This window comes from Bacillus sp. CH30_1T, from assembly GCF_008364765.1.
GTDB lineage: Bacteria > Bacillota > Bacilli > Bacillales > Bacillaceae_B > Rossellomorea.
This window is the reverse complement of sequence record NZ_VTUY01000008.1, coordinates 1-18,343: the sequence shown is the minus strand read 5'-3', so window position 1 is coordinate 18,343 and position 18,343 is coordinate 1. Positions and strand designations below refer to the sequence as shown.

Below are 18,343 nucleotides of genomic sequence, written 5' to 3'. Positions count from 1 at the left end.
TGGTTTGTTCCTCCTTTATGTAGTTAACAGTAGATCCTCTATTATTGTACCAAACTTTCGCGGTTCTTCCACATGAATTGCATGACCTGTGTTATAAATTGTCATGATTTGAAAGTCTGGATTGAGTTTTTTCATTTCTTCCGCAATATAAACAAACTTTTGATCCAGCTCACCTACAAGTAAATGGACTGGAATAGAGAGCTCACCCAGCTTGTCCCACCATGAGGCTTGAGCCCCTGTCCCCATTCCTTTTAAGCTATTGGATAAGCCTAAAGGAGACTGAGCAAGGCGCTGCTTACGAATCTCGGCACGCTCATCTTCAGTAAGTCTTTTTTGAGAAGCAAATAAAGGGATCTCCTCCCAAAAGTCGACAAAGGCTTCCATTCCTTCTCTCATGATCCTGTCGGCTAACGCATGGTCTTTTTTCCGCCGTTCCACTCTTTCTTCACTCGTTTTCAACCCGGGAGAAGCACTTTCAAGAATCAAACTCTTCACTTTTTGAGGATACATCATAGTGAAGTGAAGGGCCGTCCGACCTCCCATGGAATAGCCGATCAAGATTGCCTGGTCTACTTCAAGTGCAGACAAAATGGAATCAAGATCATTTGATACATGATCCATTGTATATCTTGATGGGTCTTCAGGGGATTCTGTGCGGCCATGACCAATCAAATCAATGCTTATGCACCTATACGCAGTAGATAACTGATCGGTGATTTTTGACCATGTCGTCGTATCCCCGGTAAAACCATGAAGAAAAACCAGAGGCTCTCCTTCTCCTTTAACTTCTACAAAATAGTGAATATCTTTCACCTGAAGAATCAATGATTTTCACCCTTATACTTCTTCATCATTTCCCGGGAAACAAAATCCCACAAATTACGATGATTTGCTACATTTTCTTCACGGTTCGTCATCACTTCAATGATTTTCAAGCCATTTCTGTGCTGTGCTTCCGTTACAGCAAGTGCAAATTCTTCTTCTGATTCCACTCGGAAATAACCGGTTTCGTAAAGCTTGGCAGCATGGGAAAAATCCAGATCCATCGGCGTGCCGAACAGATCTTCAAAGTATTCACCTTCACTCGCTTGCGGAAGGTAGGAAAAGATTCCCCCACCATTATTATTAAGGACCACTATGGTCAGATTCAGCTTATATTTTTTCCCAACGAGGAGGCCGTTTAAATCGTGGAAGAAAGCAAGATCACCTATTAATAGATACATGGAATCTGAGCAGGTGCTCATCCCAAGTGCTGTCGACACCACGCCGTCAATTCCGTTCGCTCCCCGATTGGCATAGATACTGATTGACCGATCATTACTAAAGAAAAACGTATCGATGTCCCGTATCGGCATGCTGTTGCTGACAAATACATTCGACATTTCTGGCAATTGTTGAATAAGTTCACTTACTGCCATCCCTTCATCCCACGTCTGATGACCTTTAAGAAGCAGTTCCTTTGTGGAATGATTCACATTCTTCCAGTGATAGAACCATTCATTAGAACCATCACGACTCGCTTCATTGATCATGCTTTGACAGAATAGGCCCTCATCACAATAGATGTATTCCGTCCCTTTCGATATGGGATCCTGCCACTCTTCACCCGGACTCACGATCCAGTATGGGATTCCTGAAAGACTTTTTAGAAACAACGTGAGAGGTTTTGAAACAGGCATGGCTCCGAAACGAATCACGATTTCAGGATGCAGGCTCTCCTTTACTTCATCAATCTTCAGGAACGTATCATAGGTATCGATAATATGTGCCTTTGAATGAGAACCGCTCCTCATTTGGGAGAGGGGGTCTGCTGCGATTGGAAAACCGAATTGCTCGCTAAATTCAACGATGGAGTTAATCGAATCATGATTGAGGCCCGGTCCGCAAATTATCAAACCTCTCTCTTTAGTTCGGAGTATCCCTTGAAGCTCTTGAGAGACAGCGGGAGAGAGGGTCCTATCTCCGTGAAGTACCCTTTTTACTTTTGAACCTGTTGGATAAGAAACGTTCTTTAAATCAGGAATTAACGGTTCTCTAATTGGAAAGTTAAAGTGAACGGGTCCTTTCGGTTCTCCTAATGAAAGTCCTATTCCTCTGGATGCTGAAGATCTTGCATATTCAAGCATGGACGGACTATTTTCCGGCAGTGCCATGTCTACTGTCCATTTCACATGTTTTCCATATAGATCCAGCTGATCAATTGCTTGCGGGGCACCTACCTCCCGCAGCTCATGGGGACGATCAGCCGTCAGCACGAGCAATGGCACTTTCGCGTAGCGTGCTTCAATAATCGCTGGATAATAATTGGCTGCTGCCGTTCCGGATGTACAGAGGATGGCGACCGGCTTTTTCTTTGCTTTCGCAATGCCTAGAGCAAAGAAAGCAGCAGAACGTTCATCTACATTAATGTACGTTTTCACTTCAGGATGATGGGCGAATAACAAAGCCAAAGGAGTAGAACGAGAGCCAGGGCTAATGACTACTTCGTCTACTCCATTTCCAACCAATTCTTCAATAAATGCCACTAAATAATGAGTTAACTTCTGCTGATGTTCATCAATCATATACGTTTCCCCCTAATGCTCTTAGCATCGGTCGAAATTTCATTTGTGTTTCTTTAAATTCACTTTCAGGTTCGGAATCTGCCACAATTCCACACCCTGCATATAAATAGGCCTTGTCTCCCTGAAGGAGACCTGAGCGAAGGGCAACGGCATACTCACCATTTCCATAGGCATCGATCCAGCCTACGGGACCTGCATATAATCCGCGATCCATTTCTTCCTCTTGCCTGATTACGTGCAATGCTTTATCCCTGGGAACTCCACCTAATGCAGGAGTCGGGTGTAATTTCCCCACCAATTCCAAAAGGGATGTATGTTCAGATGCCTGTCCAGTGACAGGAGTATATAAATGCTGAATGTCTTTCAGCTTCATCAATTGAGGCGATGTTGGAATCGTCAACGACTTACAGTAAGATGCAAGAGCGTCATGGATGCTATCAACAACAAGCTGATGCTCGTAACGGTTCTTCTCATCCTGAAGGAGCTCCCTTCCCAGTTTCTCATCGTTTTCCAACGTATCCCCTCGTGCAATGGATCCTGCTAAACAGGTGGAAAGAACATCATCTCCTGTTTTCTTGACAAGTCGTTCAGGTGTGGCTCCAATAAAACAGCTTTCTTCCCTTTCAAAACTGAAAACAAAGCTATCCGGCTGCTGCTTCCACAAATTATCCAATACAAAGTCAGATGACACTTGCGTATCAAACGCCACTTCACATTTTCTGGCAAGCACTACCTTATCCATCTCACCCTGTTTTAAACGATTCACCACATTTTGAACAGAATCCTTCCATTCTTGAGGCTTCATATCCCTGTTTTGCAGCCATCGGGGCTGTTCAGGTATAATTGGCATCCCCGCGTTTTCAAGAAGCTCTTCTTTGATCCTGAAAAGGTCATGGAATAAACTTTCTTCCGACTCTTCCGGATGGCAAATGAAATTCATCGTTAAATAATTGGTTTTCCCCGGCTTTGTCAGCATAAATATTGGTAATTGAAACGTACCGTTCGAGAATTGCTCCCACTCTTCTCCGATATCATTAAGCGGATCAAAGCTAAAGCCCCCAAATAACAAAGGTCCTGTGCCTGTCCATTCTTCCCCGGTCACAATCACTGAATCTTCAATTAAGCGCTTCCACTCTTTCTCAACCGTAAAAAATCGGTCATTTATATCATTTGCAGACATGATATGAGCTGCTCCAAGCCCTACCAGCGAGATGGTATGATCACGGTCCTTCCATAAAAAACGCTCTCCGATAAAAGAGCTTCCTCCATAATAAAAAGAAAGAGGATCCACTGCATCTACTTCCTCCACTATGCTGAGAAGGACGGGGTGATGTATTTGTTTAGCCTTCATTTTGGCTGTATCATATGCTTTTTCAATTTTGGTTTTATGAATGGTAACCAATTGAATTCCCCCAAACAAAATCACGTACGATATTCAAACTTATTTTAAGATACACCTGTCTTTAAGGTGTGTCAACGAAGTTTAAGACATGATACAATTTTTATCCTTATTATATATAATAAACCCTTTTTCCCCTTTTGAGAAACCAAAAGCGTTGTAAAAGTACTCAATTACTGGAAAATAGCACCTTCACGGATTTTGAGAAAATGATTGACAGTCCTCTTCCCTTTACCTACACTTTAATCTGTAAAGGAATTGTAATGTTTTCTGAAAATTCCTTATTGCGTAAGGGAGAGAGTATGATGGAACAACAAGCATCCAATGTTTTGGAATCAGATAAAGGGTGGAAAATCTGGTGGCAACTTACAAGGCCACACACTCTAACAGCAGCATTTGTACCTGTTTTACTAGGCACTGTTCTTGCACTGCAATTTACTACGGTAAGCGTATCATTATTTGCCGCCATGCTTATTGCATGTTTGCTTATCCAGGCTGCTACCAATATGTTCAACGAGTATTATGACTATAAGCGAGGCCTGGATACAGAGAATTCTGTCGGTATCGGGGGAGCAATTGTCCGGAACGGAGTCAAACCCTCCACGGTCATAAACCTCGCCTTTTCACTGTACGGAATTGCACTTTTATTAGGAATTTATATATGTCTTTATAGCACATGGTGGCTGGCACTCATAGGTATAGTGTGCATGGCTGCGGGGTACTTTTATACTGGAGGACCTATGCCAATTGCTTACACACCTTTTGGAGAAATCGTCGCAGGATTCTTTATGGGACTTGTGATCATTCTCATATCGTTTTACATTCAAACTGGATATATCAATGGCGACAGCATCCTATTATCCGTTCCCGTATCCATTTTAGTCGGCGCCATACTTCTGGCTAACAACATCCGCGACCTGGACGGGGATAAAGAAAACGGTCGAAAAACCATTGCCATTCTTTTAGGAAGAAAAGGAGCAATTATCCTTTTGGGCGGCATGTTTGTCGTATCCTATGGCTGGATAATCGGGCTGGTCCTTGCTGGCGTTTCATCACCTTGGCTGGTCGTTGCCTTTCTTAGCATCCCGAAAGCCGTCAAGGCCACGACAGGATTCATCGGAAAATCACAGCCGATTGAAATGATGCCCGCTATGAAAGCCACCGCACAAACGAACACCATCTTTGGATTCCTGCTATCCATTGGACTTTTACTTGCATATATGCTTTAAAAAACGTGAGTCGACTCTTCATTTAGGGTTCGACTCTTTTTTTATATGCTCGTTTTACAGTGCTTGTTATATTCCTGAATGTGCTAAATCTTATAAAAACAGTAGCGGTTTGAGAGAGTCGATTGAGTGCCAGAACTAAACAGCGACACAAAACAATGTAAGAAAAATACTTCCATCACTAAAATTGACCACTATACACATTGAAAAATGTAGTTTTTTAAAATATATGGTGATTTTAATAATTAAAGTAGGGCTTATGCATAGAAAGTTGATTGGAGCGGAAGTTGCTCGACTCCTGCGGGAATAGCGGGAAAGTTGAGACCCCGCAGGGCAAAGCCCGAGGAGGCTCAACTCACGCCCCGCGGAAAGCGAGCATCTGGAGCGGAAATCAACTACCGCTCGCTAATTGAAAAAGCAACATAGTTTATGAAAACAACCTTTTATGTTTTAACATCCCCACTTTCGGATAAAGTATGGTTAGTACATTATTTAAGCGAACATAATGAAGGATGTGAAGAAATTGCTAACACACAGCCAAAAACAGACACTAAAACAAGAATTGGTTCAACAGGAAAAACAGTTACAAGAACATTTACATCAGGATTTAGATAATCTTCACCATACAAATGAACGTGATAACTCAGGCGAACTCTCCCTTTACGATAATCATCCTGCCGACATGGGAACCGAGTTATATGAACGGGAGAAGGATTTCGCCATAGATGATCACGCCAAACTGGAACTAAATAAAATTCACAACGCCCTGCAGGCGATCGAACAAGGAACTTATGGACAATGTAAAGAGTGTGGTCAGGAAATTCCTTATGAACGTTTGGAAGTCATTCCAACGACACTTTATTGTAAAGATCATTCACCGGAACAATCGACACCTCAGGATAGACCCGTAGAGGAAGATGTGCTGCAGCCGCCTGTTGATAATGAATTCAGGCACGAAACAGACGGAAATGTCCGGGATGATCAAGACAGCTTTCAGGAAGTAGGCCGTTTCGGTACATCCGAAACCCCTTCTGACTTCGAAGGTGATTATGAAGATTATTCGGGATTGTATCAGGATGAAGACACATCAGAAGGATTTACCGAGGATTTCGAGTCCTTTGTCGGAACCGACATGGAAGGCTCCAACCGCAAAGCATATCCTTCGAAAACCCATGAAGAATACGAGGATATGCTGGATGAAAACAATATGGAATCCACAATAGGTGACATTCCGTATAAAGATGGCGACAGTTATATTTCTGATAAGAAGAAGAAATAATTTAAAAAGCTTGGGGAAACTTTTCCCCAAGCTTTTTTCTACTTTATTAAACTGCCCTGTGCGATGCCCCATATGTCCTTAGCATACTGCTCAATCGTCCGGTCACTCGAGAAGTAGCCGGAGTTAGCGATATTCTGCAAGCACATTCGTGACCAATGCTCTTTATTTTCATACGCTTTTCCTGCTTGTTCTTGAGCCCTGACATAGGAGTCGAAATCCTTCAGAACAAAGAATTGATCGTTCTCGGTTAATAAAGAGTCATAAATGGTTTCAAAATGGTCACCAGCATCAGGAAGTGTATCGTCAATCAATTGATTCAACACCCTCTTAATGCGGGTATCATAGTGAAAATACTCCATTGCATAATATCCACCGTGATGCTGATATTTCATCACTTCATCCGCCGTTAAACCAAATATAAAAATATTTTCTTTTCCTACTTGCTCAAGAATCTCAATATTCGCCCCGTCCAATGTTCCAATGGTCAAGGCTCCGTTCATCATGAATTTCATATTTCCAGTACCGGAGGCTTCCTTGCTGGCTGTGGATATCTGTTCTGACAGATCAGCTGCTGGAATGATTTCTTCAGCTAATGAAACCCGGTAATTTTCCAGGAATATGACTTTAATCCGCCCTTTTACAAGCGGGTGGTCATTCACCAGATCCGCTACAGAATGAATCAACTTAATGATTTTCTTCGCATAATAGTAACCCGGGGATGCTTTTGCTCCAAAAATAAACGTTCGCGGATGAAAATCAAAGCTTGGATCTTCCACACAGCGATTATATAGGTGAAGAATGTGTAAAACATTCATCAACTGTCGTTTATACGCATGTAGCCGCTTCACTTGAATGTCAAATATCGAAGTAGGATCGACGTTGATTCCATTACTTTCAAATATTCGATCTGCGAGCTTCTGTTTATTTTCCTGTTTTACATCATACAGGTCCTTAAGAAACGCCGTATCATGATGATACTTTTTCAAGTCCGCTAACTTACTGGGATCTTTAATCCACCCATCCCCGATGGAAGAAGATATCAGATTCGACAGGGACGGATTGCTATTCAGCAGCCATCTTCTATGTGTAATGCCATTTGTCTTACTATTAAATTTATCAGGATAATATTGATAGAATAAGTTCATTTCTCTTAGCTTTAAGATTTCAGTATGAATCTTTGCCACTCCGTTCACACTAAAGCTTCCTACAATCGCCAGGTGAGCCATTTTCACTTCATCATGGGAGATGATCGCCATATCCTCTATCCGCTTCCAATCACCGGGATACTCCTTCCACAACTCCTGACAGAATCGCTCGTTGATCTCATTCACGATCATATGGATGCGGGGGAGCAGGGGTTGGAAAATACGGATCGGCCATCTTTCCAATGCTTCTGATAGAGTCGTATGATTCGTATAGGCAAATGTATTCGTCGTGATTTTCCACGCTTCTTCCCATTCAAAGGAGTATTCATCAAGAAGGACCCTCATCAGTTCTGGTATCGCGAGGACAGGATGAGTATCATTGATATGGATTGATATATTCTCATGCAGTTCCTTCAGGTCCCCATTTCTATAAAGATAGGAATCAAGAATTGAACGGATGCTTGCTGATACCAAGAAATATTGCTGTTTAAGACGCAGGATTTTCCCTTCTTCATGGGTATCGTCAGGATAAAGAAATTCGGTGATCGCTTCAGTATCACGCTTATACTTCATCATATCTTTACCGGCTTTATAGGCAGCAGGTTCAGCACTCCATAATCGTAAAGTATTGACCGTCGACGTTTCATATCCCACAATAGGCATATCATAAGGAACGGCGGCTACTACTTCTGCATCCACATGGCGAAACTTCAATACATCATTTTCTGTATAGGACTCCACCTTACCCCAGAAAGGAACTTCGACGGTAAGATCTGACTTTCGAACTTCCCATACATGTCCATGACGCAGCCACTGCTCCGGAAGCTCCATCTGAAAACCGTTGACAATCTTTTGTTCAAACAATCCATGCTTGTAGCGGATCCCATAGCCATGACCAGGTAAATTAAGAGAAGCCAGTGAGTCCAGGAAACATGCAGCCAAGCGACCCAGACCACCGTTTCCGAGTCCCGCATCGTGCTCAACCTCTTCCATTTCAGCAAGGTCTATTCCCAGGTCCTTCAATCCCTTATCCACAATATCGTAGATTCCTAAATTCATCAGGTTCTGGCGAAGCAGGCGTCCCAGGAGAAATTCAATCGACAAGTAATACACCTGCTTTTGTTTACTGAACCGGTACTGCTCATTCGTATGAATCCAGTTCATCGAGATGTATTCCCGTATAAGATGACCCAATGTAAAAAACTGATCCTGACTGGTGGATTCAGGAAACGTCTTTCCATACATCATTTCAAGCTTCTTCAGAAACATTTCTTTAAATTCAATTGGATCAGAAAACATGGCTTTCACTCCTTGATACCAGGTCAGCATATAGTTGATTATACTTAAAGGCCGATTGGGCCCAACTATAATCTTTATTCATTGCAGTTCGTACAATATGATTCCATGTTTCCGGATCTTCGTAGAAATACGATAGAGCTCTTCGATAAGTGTAGAGCATATCGTGAGCATTAAAGTTCTTAAACGAAAAACCGTTTCCTGTCTTCGTTTCTTCATTATAGGATTCAACTGTATCGTTCAATCCACCGGTCTCCCGGACAAGTGGAAGGGCTCCATATCTCATGGCAATTAATTGACCCAGTCCACACGGCTCGAACTTAGAAGGCATCAGGAATAAATCACTGGCAGAATAGATCTGTTTTGCCAGTTCCTCATTAAATCCGATTTGCACTCTGACCTTATCAGGATACGTCCATTCCATCTCCCTGAAGAACTGTTCAAACTCCCAATCCCCTGTTCCCAACAGAACAAACTGAACATTTTCCTGGATCATTTCATGAAAGACGCCTCTGACCAGTTCAAGCCCCTTTTGGTTCGTTAACCTTGAAATGATGGATACAAGAGGGATACCTTCATTCTCCTCCAGTCCCAGGCTTTTTTGCAGATGGCGCTTTGCCTGCTTCTTTCCATGAAGGTTACCGCTGAAATAAGGAAACTCTCCCTCATCAGGATTGTACACTTCATCATCGATCCCATTCAGGATACCCAATAATTGGTTATACCGTTGACCAAGGATATTATGAAGCTTTTCTCCATAATAAGGCGTGAGGATTTCCTCTTTATATGTAGGACTCACAGTTGTGACAAAATCCGAAGAAATGAGCGCACCTTTCATGAAATTGATATTTCCATAAAACTCTAGGTATTCATGATGAAAATACCTCTCGGGGATGCCTAACAAGTCAGTCACCACCTGTTTAGGGTAAATTCCCTGAAATTGAAGATTATGAATCGTGAACACGCTACGGATAAATGAATAGCCCGGTCTCTCCTGATACTCGCTTCTCAATAAGAACGGAACCATGCCAGTGTGCCAGTCATGACAATGAATCACATCTGGATAAAAATCAAGAACAGCGATACTTTCCAATACGGCTCTTGTAAAGTACGCGAATCGCTCCCCATCATCAAAATAACCGTATAGACGATCACGATTAAAATAATATTCATTGTCGATAAAATAATACGTTACTCCATTTTCATTGTACTCTTCAATACCACAATACTGATTTCGCCAACCGACTGACACGAAAAACTCTTTCTTTCGTTTCATCTTTGAACGAAACTCATGAGGGATTCCACCGTATTTAGGCAGAATCACCCTGACATCCGTCCCTAAACTTCTTAACTCCTTAGGCAGGGCACCTGCAACGTCCGCTAAGCCTCCAGATTTAATAAAAGGGACACACTCGGATACTACAAATAACACTTTCACGAATTCATCAGCGCTCCTTGAATCATCCCTTTGCGAATGACTATTGGGTTGTTTGGATCTCCGATAAGCTTTACTCCATCCTCAATTTTCACATCTTTATCTAAGATCACATTCTCTAGTACACAGTTATCTCCAATTTGGCTCTTCTGCATAATGATGCTGCCCGAAATCGTTGTGTTTTTTCCAACCTTGACCGCTCTGAACATCGTAGAATTCTTCACTTGGCCTTCAATGAAGCATCCATTGGCGATGATGCTATTTTTCACACTTGCAGCTGATGTATAGCGTGTAGGCGGCTCATCCTTCACCTTTGTATAGATTGGCATATCTTTCTTGAACAGCTCTTTCCAATAAGATAAGTTCCTTAGCTTCATGCTGGCATCATAGTATTCTTCAATGCAATCAATCGTTTGAACAAATCCATCATGCTCATAGCCGCACACCTTAAAGCCGCTATCCATGTCCTCTACGACATCCTGCATACATGTATAGCCTGTTTCACGTCGTTTCTGGATCAAATCAATAAGCGTTTTCGTTTTCACCAAGTACATGTCTAAAGAGTTTCCGTTATGACGCATTTCCGTTATATCACAGCCGATTCTTATATGGCGCTCCAGGACCGGTTGGTAGTCAATATTACATAACGTAAAGCAATTGCTGATCAACGCGTATTCCTGTGTACTTCGATTAAAATAGTCCAGGTGATGTGCGAAGTGATTAAATGCCCCCACACCCTCTTCACTTGCTTCCAAGCCTGGTGCCGGGAAGAAGAACAAGCCATCACGCTTTCGGTTCAGATCCCAGTTCTTCCCCGATCCAAGGTGGTCCATAAGGGAACGGTATTGAAACTTAGGGAAGATCGCAACGGAACCAATATCTGAATTCACCATATTGGAGAGTACAAAGTCGATCAAGCGGTATCTGCCCGCAATCGGAAGGGCTGCTAATGAACGATGTAACAGTAAATCCTCTAACGAATCATAGTAACTAGTAGCATCAATAACTCCAAGCATAGTATTTTTCAAAACACTTCCTCCTCTTATGTTGTAATGTGTTCTTCAACCTTTACACTTTTTCTTGTTCCAGTAGTGTTTCAATGAATGATTCCGTTACCAAGATGATTTCATCCGATTCTTCTTCGGGCATGATGCATAGACCGCTCGGCACCTTGACATTCGACGGTACGATCGCCTGCTCGATATAGGCATTTTCCCCAATGACAGCATCCGGCATAATGACTGAGCGACTGACATACGCTCCCTTTTTCACTGTGGTTCCTTGGAACAGGACGGATTTGCGGATGGTACCCTCAATCGTACATCCTTCGTTCACAAGAGATCCCTCAACAGAGGCTTCTTCAGAAATATATTGTGGCGGCTCATTTGGATTTACTGAATACACTCTCCAGTCGTGATCGAACAGATTCAGCTCATTTTCCTCATCAATCAAGTCCATATTGGCTTCCCATAGGCTCTTAACCGTCCCGACATCTTTCCAGTACCCTTTAAACGGATAAGCCATCAGCTTTTTCTTCTCATCAAGCAGCAAAGGGATAACATCCTTGCCAAAGTCATGGCTGGAATCGGGATTTCGCTCATCCATCTCCAAGTAATCTTTAAGCACTGAATAGTTGAAGATATAGATACCCATCGAAGCTAGATTACTCTTAGGAAAAGCCGGTTTTTCCTCAAACTCCGTGATTCTCATTTCTTCATTCGTGTTCATAAGACCGAACCTGCTTGCCTCATCCCAGCCTACTTCAATCACAGAAATCGAGACATCCGCTTTCTTCTCAATGTGATAATCCAGCATTTTGCTGTAATCCATCTTGTAAATGTGATCTCCCGATAGAATCAATACATATTCAGGATCATATTGCTCAAGATAATTCATATTTTGATAGATTGCACTGGCCGTTCCCGTATACCAGCGCATCTCAGATGATTCCGCATAAGGCGGCAGTACGGTCACTCCACCATTTTTACGATCAAGATCCCATGCACTTCCAATCCCGATATAAGAATTCAATACTAATGGTTGGTACTGAGTAAGGACACCTACCGTATCAATCCCGGAGTTTGTACAATTGCTCAATGTGAAATCAATGATGCGGTATTTCCCTCCAAACGGTACAGCTGGTTTTGCCAGGCTCTTCGTCAATGAGCTTAACCGGCTCCCTTTTCCACCTGCTAATAACATCGCTACACATCTACCTTTTCCCATCCTTTTCTCTCCCCTTTCAATCTATTGGTTTTAAATAAACGGCTGCGTATGGTGGAATCGTCATTTCCACATATCCATCTCTTCCGTGGTACGACTCATTGTGCACAATAAGAGGCAACGGATTCACCTGATGAGAACCACCAAATCGTTCATCATCGCTATTCCAAATTTCTTCATAAGATGAAACCTTATTTACACCCACCTTATAATGATGATACACATGAGGGCTGAAATTACAGATCACTACAAGATGATCCCCCTTCTCTTTCCCATTTCTGATAAAAGAGAATATCTGCTGCTCACTATTATCCACATCCACCCATTCAAATCCTTCTGAACGGTGATCCATTTGGAATAATGGTTCAGCACCTTTATATAAATGCATAAGCTCTTTAAAATATGAATTGAATTTGTGATGAAAATCGTAATCCAATAAATGCCAATCTAATTGCTCTAAATCCTTCCACTCTGAAAACGGGGCAAGTTCACTCCCCATAAACAGAAGCTTCTTCCCTGGATGAGCCATCATATAGCTCAGGAGCAGCCGGTATTGAGCAAATTTCTGCCAGTAATCACCAGGCATTTTATTCAATAATGACTTCTTCCCATGTACCACTTCGTCATGGGAAAATGGAAGCACATAATTCTCTGAATACGCATATAACAATGAAAATGTTATAAGAGAATGTACATGCCTTCTTTCAGAGGTATCTGTTTCCATATATTTAAGGACGTCATTCATCCATCCCATATTCCACTTATAATTAAAGCCAAGCCCTCCATAATGAACAGGGGACGTCACCTGAGGCCAGTCTGTAGAATCCTCTGCTATCATCAAAATAGAAGAGTCATACTCAAAAACGGCCTTATTCAAGTTTTTTAAAAACTGTAAGGCTCCCTCATTAGGAGCGAGCTCTCCCTGGTTTGCCCAGTAAATAATATTGGCCACTGCATCAATCCGGAATCCATCAATATGATACAGATCCATCCAGAAACGTGCATTCGAAATCAGGAAGCTTCTCACTTCCCCTTTACCTAAATCAAAATTTGCCGTTCCCCACGTATAATTCTCACGGTCACGTTCCTCTCCATACTCAAAAGCAAACGAACCATCAAATTCATATAACCCGTGGGCATCTTTACAAAAATGACCCGGGACCCAATCCAGAATCACGCCGATATTATGTAAATGACATTCATTCACGAACGCCATCAATTCATGAGGTGAGCCGTAGCGACTAGTCGGAGAATAATAACCAGTACCCTGATACCCCCAAGAACGATCAAACGGATGCTCCGTGACAGGCAGCAACTCAATATGTGTAAATCCTTGTTCTTTCACATGAGGAATTAATTGCTGAGCTAATTCCTTATAAGAAAGAAACTTCCCCGCTTTCTTCTTCCATGTGCCCAAATGTACTTCATAAATCGCCATAGGCTTGTCATAGACCGTCGAACTGGCTCGATTCTCCAGCCACTTCTCATCCCCCCAAGAAAATCCCTGCAGCTCATACACCACACTTGCAGTATTTGGACGCTTCTCAGAAGCAAAACCGTATGGATCCGCCTTCAGCTTCTTTAAACCTGATAGAGTGATAATCTCGTACTTATACGTTTCTCCCGATAGATCCTCATCAATGCGAATTGTCCATAAACCTTCGTTATTCCGCCGTGCAAGTTCATACCCGGCTCCATTCCAATGATTAAAAGATCCAACCACTGAAACATGTCTTGCTTTCGGTGCCCAAACGCAAAATTCTGTATAGGCCCCAGTGGAATCTCTTCTCACATGTGAACCCATAAACTGATAGGCCTGCTGCAAATTTCCCTCATGAAACAAAAAAACATCATAATCTGAAATGGTCATTGCGTTCATCATCTCACCTACATTTTTCAATCTACTTACTACATTTCTTTCAACTTCATCAAAATCCTCTTTATTATCGTCGCTCAATTACGACAATTTCCTACATGCTTATGATAAAATGGTTCACTTTTGGAAAGTCTTACTAAATGGTAAGGTTTACATTGGAAGAACATAGGGGAAACGTGTTGAATTTATAGCGAAATTTGTCGAAATTTTTAATATTATAAAAAGTGAAATTTGCTGGAAATGCAGAAGGATTCCGGTATTTTGTATCGCTATTAGCTGGTTGTGAGGAGCATGGCGATGTCGAATTGAGGAGGAATTAGTAATGGATGATAAATATGCAAGCTGAATGCTTAGGGTGAATGAACTTGTTCTAATGAATCATAACGGGTAGCTAAGGAGAAATCATGCATAGTGTAATCTTTGTAGGCGGTTGGGGGTTAGTAAATACCTGGAGACGATTAATGGAGAGATTACGAGGTGATTGCTGCTTTTTACTCTTCAATGACAACTGAATGAATGTTTACTCAAATCCTCACATATTATATTGAAAAATTGAGATGAAAAGTATAGTGCTGAAGTTGATAATAAACAAGGGCAAGTTGAAAGTATAATGATGAATGTCGATAATATATCCCTCGTACAGAAGTAGAAGCATTTTCTCATGTAAAACCGCATATTTTAGTGCAGATCTGGCTCCATATTCAATTAAATCTCTTTATTTAGTCATGTTTTTATTCTATTTTTAATAAAATGACCACCATTTTCTACTTTGTACAACTTTGTACAACAAAAAAAGACTATCAAAAATGATAGTCTTTTTTTAGATGACCCATACGGGATTCGAACCCGTGTTACCGCCGTGAAAGGGCGGTGTCTTAACCGCTTGACCAATGGGCCATAATATGGCGGAGAAGGAGGGATTTGAACCCTCGCGCCGGTTGCCCGACCTACACCCTTAGCAGGGGCGCCTCTTCAGCCACTTGAGTACTTCCCCGTATTATTGGCTCCGCAGGCAAGATTCGAACTTGCGACCGATCGGTTAACAGCCGATAGCTCTACCACTGAGCTACTGCGGAATAATGAAATGGTGGGCCTAAGTGGACTCGAACCACCGACCTCACGCTTATCAGGCGTGCGCTCTAACCAGCTGAGCTATAGGCCCATTAAGAGTAATAATTGGAGCGGGTGAAGGGAATCGAACCCTCATCATCAGCTTGGAAGGCTGAGGTTTTACCACTAAACTACACCCGCACAATTTATATAAGAAAATATGGGGCGACTGATGGGAATCGAACCCACGAATGCCTGAACCACAATCAGGTGCGTTAACCACTTCGCCACAATCGCCATAGTGTCTTCAAATAGAAAATGGTGGCTCAGGACGGAATCGAACCGCCGACACATGGATTTTCAGTCCATTGCTCTACCAACTGAGCTACTGAGCCTTACTTAGAGTAAAATATTTAATTATGAACCATAATTTTATCAAAAGAAAATGGCGGTCCGGACGGGACTCGAACCCGCGACCTCCTGCGTGACAGGCAGGCATTCTAACCAACTGAACTACCGGACCAAAGCTTTTTGCGATAGCAAAATAGCTATCATTACCTTGCGTCAGCAAAATAACTTTCATTACTTGCGATAGCAAAATAACTTTCATTACTTGCGATAGCAAAATAACTTTCATTACTTGCGATAGCAAAATAGCTATCATTACCTCGCGACAGCGAAAATAACTATCCATGCGTGACTCATCAAGAATTATCCTATCCTAAGTCAACAATGGTATTGCGGGGACAGGATTTGAACCTGCGACCTTCGGGTTATGAGCCCGACGAGCTACCGAACTGCTCCACCCCGCGACGATATAAATATGAAATTTCCCATAAAAGGAAATATGGAGGAGGAAGGGGGATTCGAACCCCCGCGGGCTATGACACCCCTGTCGGTTTTCAAGACCGATCCCTTCAGCCGGACTTGGGTATTCCTCCGTATTGAAATGGTACTTGGTGGACCTTGTAGGACTCGAACCTACGACCGGACGGTTATGAGCCGTCTGCTCTAACCAACTGAGCTAAAGGTCCCTTTTGGTAGCGGCGGAGGGGATCGAACCCCCGACCTCACGGGTATGAACCGTACGCTCTAGCCAGCTGAGCTACACCGCCAAGATACATTTAATATCAAAATAATTGATAAATGGATTTCTCAAATATCACTTAAGTTTCTTTTGCTTTAGCAAAAGAACTTGGTGGAGCCTAGCGGGATCGAACCGCTGACCTCCTGCGTGCAAAGCAGGCGCTCTCCCAGCTGAGCTAAGGCCCCAAATAAGGTGGTCGGGAAGACAGGATTCGAACCTGCGACCCCTTGGTCCCAAACCAAGTGCTCTACCAAGCTGAGCTACTTCCCGATAATATGGCGCGCCCGAGAGGAGTCGAACCCCTAACCTTTTGATCCGTAGTCAAACGCTCTATCCAATTGAGCTACGGGCGCATAATTCTATTATTGCTCCTTATTTGCTTAAGCAAATTAAGGAAGATTATTTTGCTCTCGCAAAAAATCTTGGTGCCGAGGACCGGAATCGAACCGGTACGGTAGTCACCTACCGCAGGATTTTAAGTCCTGTGCGTCTGCCAGTTCCGCCACCCCGGCAAAGTCTTCTGGAGCGGAAGACGGGATTCGAACCCGCGACCCCCACCTTGGCAAGGTGGTGTTCTACCACTGAACTACTTCCGCAAAATGAATGGTGCGGGTGAAGGGACTTGAACCCCCACGCCTTGCGGCGCCAGATCCTAAGTCTGGTGCGTCTGCCAATTCCGCCACACCCGCATGATGGTAAGATATTCTGCTTATGCAAAAATCTATGGTGAGCCATGAAGGACTCGAACCTTCGACCCTCTGATTAAAAGTCAGATGCTCTACCAACTGAGCTAATGGCTCATCTGAAAAGATGATATTTAAAACCGAAATGGTGCCGGCAAGAGGACTTGAACCCCCAACCTACTGATTACAAGTCAGTTGCTCTACCAGTTGAGCTACACCGGCATATTCACTTTCATATGAAGTCTTAATGGAAAGTTACTTCACAGAAGCAGTTCAAGGAAAGATATTTTGCTGGTGCAAAAATAAAATGAAGTTTATTTTACTTTCGTAAAAAAACTTGGTGGAGGATGACGGGATCGAACCGCCGACCCTCTGCTTGTAAGGCAGATGCTCTCCCAGCTGAGCTAATCCTCCAAAATATAAAGCCTGGCGACGTCCTACTCTCACAGGGGGAGATCCCCCAACTACCATCGGCGCTGAAGAGCTTAACTTCCGTGTTCGGCATGGGAACGGGTGTGACCTCTTCGCCATTGTCACCAGACTATTTTCTTGTCTCTTTTTCAAGGACAAGTACTATTATATCGTGTAGATATATTTTTTCAAGGCTTTTTTTATAATTCCGTATAAAATTTATTCCCTGAAAACTAGATAAAGAATTGATGTCAAGAAAGCCGAATACCGACCAATTATCGTTCATTTAAAAAATGACTCTTTGTGGTTAAGTCCTCGATCGATTAGTATCAGTCAACTCCACATGTCGCCATGCTTCCATCTCTGACCTATCTACCTAGTCATCTTCTAGGGATCTTACTCACATACGTGATGGGAAATCTCATCTCGAGGGGGGCTTCATGCTTAGATGCTTTCAGCACTTATCCCTTCCGCACATAGCTACCCAGCGATGCCTTTGGCAAGACAACTGGTACACCAGCGGTGCGTCCATCCCGGTCCTCTCGTACTAAGGACAGCTCCTCTCAAATTTCCTGCGCCCACGACGGATAGGGACCGAACTGTCTCACGACGTTCTGAACCCAGCTCGCGTACCGCTTTAATGGGCGAACAGCCCAACCCTTGGGACCG

Annotated in this window: 10 protein-coding genes, 21 tRNA genes and 2 rRNA genes; 2 read left to right on the top strand and 31 right to left on the bottom strand. The window is 42.9% G+C overall.

All coding sequences use genetic code 11. The annotated features are described in order from the left end of the window. Positions 1-15: 15 nt before the first annotated feature. Genes menH through F0342_RS16860 form a run of 3 tightly spaced genes read right to left on the bottom strand, consistent with a single transcriptional unit; the run spans position 16 to position 3,966 of the window. Positions 16-825, bottom strand: a complete 810-nt coding sequence (gene menH, locus F0342_RS16870) for a 2-succinyl-6-hydroxy-2,4-cyclohexadiene-1-carboxylate synthase (RefSeq protein WP_149157029.1) — start codon at positions 823-825, stop codon at positions 16-18. Beyond that, positions 822-2,564, bottom strand: a complete 1,743-nt coding sequence (gene menD / locus F0342_RS16865) for a 2-succinyl-5-enolpyruvyl-6-hydroxy-3-cyclohexene-1-carboxylic-acid synthase (RefSeq protein WP_149157028.1) — start codon at positions 2,562-2,564, stop codon at positions 822-824. The genes menH and menD overlap by 4 nt, the downstream gene beginning before the upstream one ends. After that, positions 2,557-3,966 carry an isochorismate synthase gene (locus tag F0342_RS16860; protein ID WP_262481781.1) on the bottom strand — a complete coding sequence of 470 codons (1,410 nt, stop codon included), beginning with the start codon at positions 3,964-3,966 and terminating at the stop codon, positions 2,557-2,559. Before F0342_RS16860 ends, menD begins: the two co-directional genes overlap by 8 nt. 302 nt (positions 3,967-4,268) lie before the next feature. Between F0342_RS16860 and F0342_RS16855 the strand changes: the two genes are divergently transcribed. Together F0342_RS16855 and F0342_RS16850 are read left to right on the top strand one after the other, a co-directional pair. Next, entirely contained in the window at positions 4,269-5,192 is a 924-nt protein-coding gene (locus F0342_RS16855) for a 1,4-dihydroxy-2-naphthoate polyprenyltransferase (protein ID WP_149157027.1), read from the top strand. Positions 5,193-5,703: 511 nt separating this feature from the next. Beyond that, positions 5,704-6,468 (top strand): TraR/DksA C4-type zinc finger protein, encoded by a 765-nt coding sequence (locus F0342_RS16850; protein ID WP_395940697.1) that lies wholly within the window; start codon positions 5,704-5,706, stop codon positions 6,466-6,468. Between the two features lie 38 nt (positions 6,469-6,506). Here F0342_RS16850 and F0342_RS16845 read toward each other — a convergent pair whose 3' ends face one another. The 28 genes from F0342_RS16845 to F0342_RS16710 all read right to left on the bottom strand — a co-directional run. Beyond that, complete coding sequence (locus F0342_RS16845) at positions 6,507-8,912, bottom strand: glycogen/starch/alpha-glucan phosphorylase (protein ID WP_149157025.1); 2,406 nt, start codon at positions 8,910-8,912, stop codon at positions 6,507-6,509. Continuing rightward, positions 8,902-10,347, bottom strand: a complete 1,446-nt coding sequence (gene glgA / locus F0342_RS16840) for a glycogen synthase GlgA (protein WP_149157024.1) — start codon at positions 10,345-10,347, stop codon at positions 8,902-8,904. Before glgA ends, F0342_RS16845 begins: the two co-directional genes overlap by 11 nt. After that, positions 10,344-11,372: a GlgC family sugar phosphate nucleotidyltransferase gene (locus F0342_RS16835; RefSeq protein WP_149157023.1), complete on the bottom strand. Its 1,029-nt coding sequence runs from the start codon at positions 11,370-11,372 to the stop codon at positions 10,344-10,346. Before F0342_RS16835 ends, glgA begins: the two co-directional genes overlap by 4 nt. 40 nt (positions 11,373-11,412) lie before the next feature. After that, a complete protein-coding gene (locus F0342_RS16830) occupies positions 11,413-12,570 on the bottom strand; it encodes a glucose-1-phosphate adenylyltransferase (RefSeq protein WP_149157022.1) in 1,158 nt (385 codons plus the stop codon). 16 nt (positions 12,571-12,586) lie between these two features. Next, positions 12,587-14,524 (bottom strand): 1,4-alpha-glucan branching enzyme, encoded by a 1,938-nt coding sequence (gene glgB / locus F0342_RS16825; protein WP_316252622.1) that lies wholly within the window; start codon positions 14,522-14,524, stop codon positions 12,587-12,589. Between the two features lie 744 nt (positions 14,525-15,268). Continuing rightward, a tRNA-Glu gene (locus tag F0342_RS16820) sits at positions 15,269-15,340 on the bottom strand. A 6-nt stretch (positions 15,341-15,346) separates the two neighbouring features. Further along, a tRNA-Ser gene (locus F0342_RS16815) sits at positions 15,347-15,437 on the bottom strand. Between the two features lie 7 nt (positions 15,438-15,444). Continuing rightward, positions 15,445-15,519 (bottom strand) — tRNA-Asn (locus F0342_RS16810). A 9-nt stretch (positions 15,520-15,528) separates the two neighbouring features. Continuing rightward, a tRNA-Ile gene (locus F0342_RS16805) sits at positions 15,529-15,605 on the bottom strand. 15 nt (positions 15,606-15,620) lie between these two features. Next, positions 15,621-15,694: transfer RNA gene (locus tag F0342_RS16800), tRNA-Gly, on the bottom strand. 20 nt (positions 15,695-15,714) lie between these two features. Further along, positions 15,715-15,790: transfer RNA gene (locus F0342_RS16795), tRNA-His, on the bottom strand. Positions 15,791-15,812: 22 nt separating this feature from the next. Continuing rightward, positions 15,813-15,888, bottom strand: a tRNA-Phe gene (locus F0342_RS16790). 51 nt (positions 15,889-15,939) lie between these two features. Beyond that, positions 15,940-16,016 (bottom strand) — tRNA-Asp (locus F0342_RS16785). 215 nt (positions 16,017-16,231) lie between these two features. Continuing rightward, a tRNA-Met gene (locus tag F0342_RS16780) sits at positions 16,232-16,305 on the bottom strand. Between the two features lie 36 nt (positions 16,306-16,341). Beyond that, positions 16,342-16,434, bottom strand: a tRNA-Ser gene (locus F0342_RS16775). Positions 16,435-16,450: 16 nt separating this feature from the next. Next, positions 16,451-16,527: transfer RNA gene (locus F0342_RS16770), tRNA-Ile, on the bottom strand. A 4-nt stretch (positions 16,528-16,531) separates the two neighbouring features. Then, positions 16,532-16,608, bottom strand: a tRNA-Met gene (locus F0342_RS16765). An 81-nt stretch (positions 16,609-16,689) separates the two neighbouring features. After that, positions 16,690-16,765: transfer RNA gene (locus tag F0342_RS16760), tRNA-Ala, on the bottom strand. A gap of 8 nt (positions 16,766-16,773) precedes the next feature. Then, a tRNA-Pro gene (locus F0342_RS16755) sits at positions 16,774-16,850 on the bottom strand. A 6-nt stretch (positions 16,851-16,856) separates the two neighbouring features. Further along, positions 16,857-16,933, bottom strand: a tRNA-Arg gene (locus tag F0342_RS16750). 70 nt (positions 16,934-17,003) lie between these two features. Then, positions 17,004-17,092: transfer RNA gene (locus F0342_RS16745), tRNA-Leu, on the bottom strand. A 9-nt stretch (positions 17,093-17,101) separates the two neighbouring features. Further along, positions 17,102-17,176: transfer RNA gene (locus F0342_RS16740), tRNA-Gly, on the bottom strand. Between the two features lie 8 nt (positions 17,177-17,184). After that, positions 17,185-17,269 (bottom strand) — tRNA-Leu (locus F0342_RS16735). A gap of 35 nt (positions 17,270-17,304) precedes the next feature. Next, positions 17,305-17,380, bottom strand: a tRNA-Lys gene (locus tag F0342_RS16730). A gap of 29 nt (positions 17,381-17,409) precedes the next feature. Then, positions 17,410-17,485, bottom strand: a tRNA-Thr gene (locus tag F0342_RS16725). A 116-nt stretch (positions 17,486-17,601) separates the two neighbouring features. Beyond that, positions 17,602-17,677, bottom strand: a tRNA-Val gene (locus tag F0342_RS16720). Positions 17,678-17,687: 10 nt separating this feature from the next. After that, a 5S ribosomal RNA gene (gene rrf / locus F0342_RS16715) occupies positions 17,688-17,804 on the bottom strand. A 173-nt stretch (positions 17,805-17,977) separates the two neighbouring features. Further along, a 23S ribosomal RNA gene (locus tag F0342_RS16710) occupies positions 17,978-18,343 on the bottom strand; the annotation flags it as partial.

Excerpts from the sequence above, each read along its gene's own strand:
- F0342_RS16845 (WP_149157025.1), bottom strand. The coding sequence starts at position 8,912 with ATGTTTTCTGATCCAATTGAATTTAAAGAAATGTTTCTGAAGAAGCTT.
- F0342_RS16855 (WP_149157027.1), top strand. The coding sequence starts at position 4,269 with ATGGAACAACAAGCATCCAATGTTTTGGAATCAGATAAAGGGTGGAAA.
- F0342_RS16830 (WP_149157022.1), bottom strand. The coding sequence starts at position 12,570 with ATGGGAAAAGGTAGATGTGTAGCGATGTTATTAGCAGGTGGAAAAGGG.
- menD (WP_149157028.1), bottom strand. The coding sequence starts at position 2,564 with ATGATTGATGAACATCAGCAGAAGTTAACTCATTATTTAGTGGCATTT.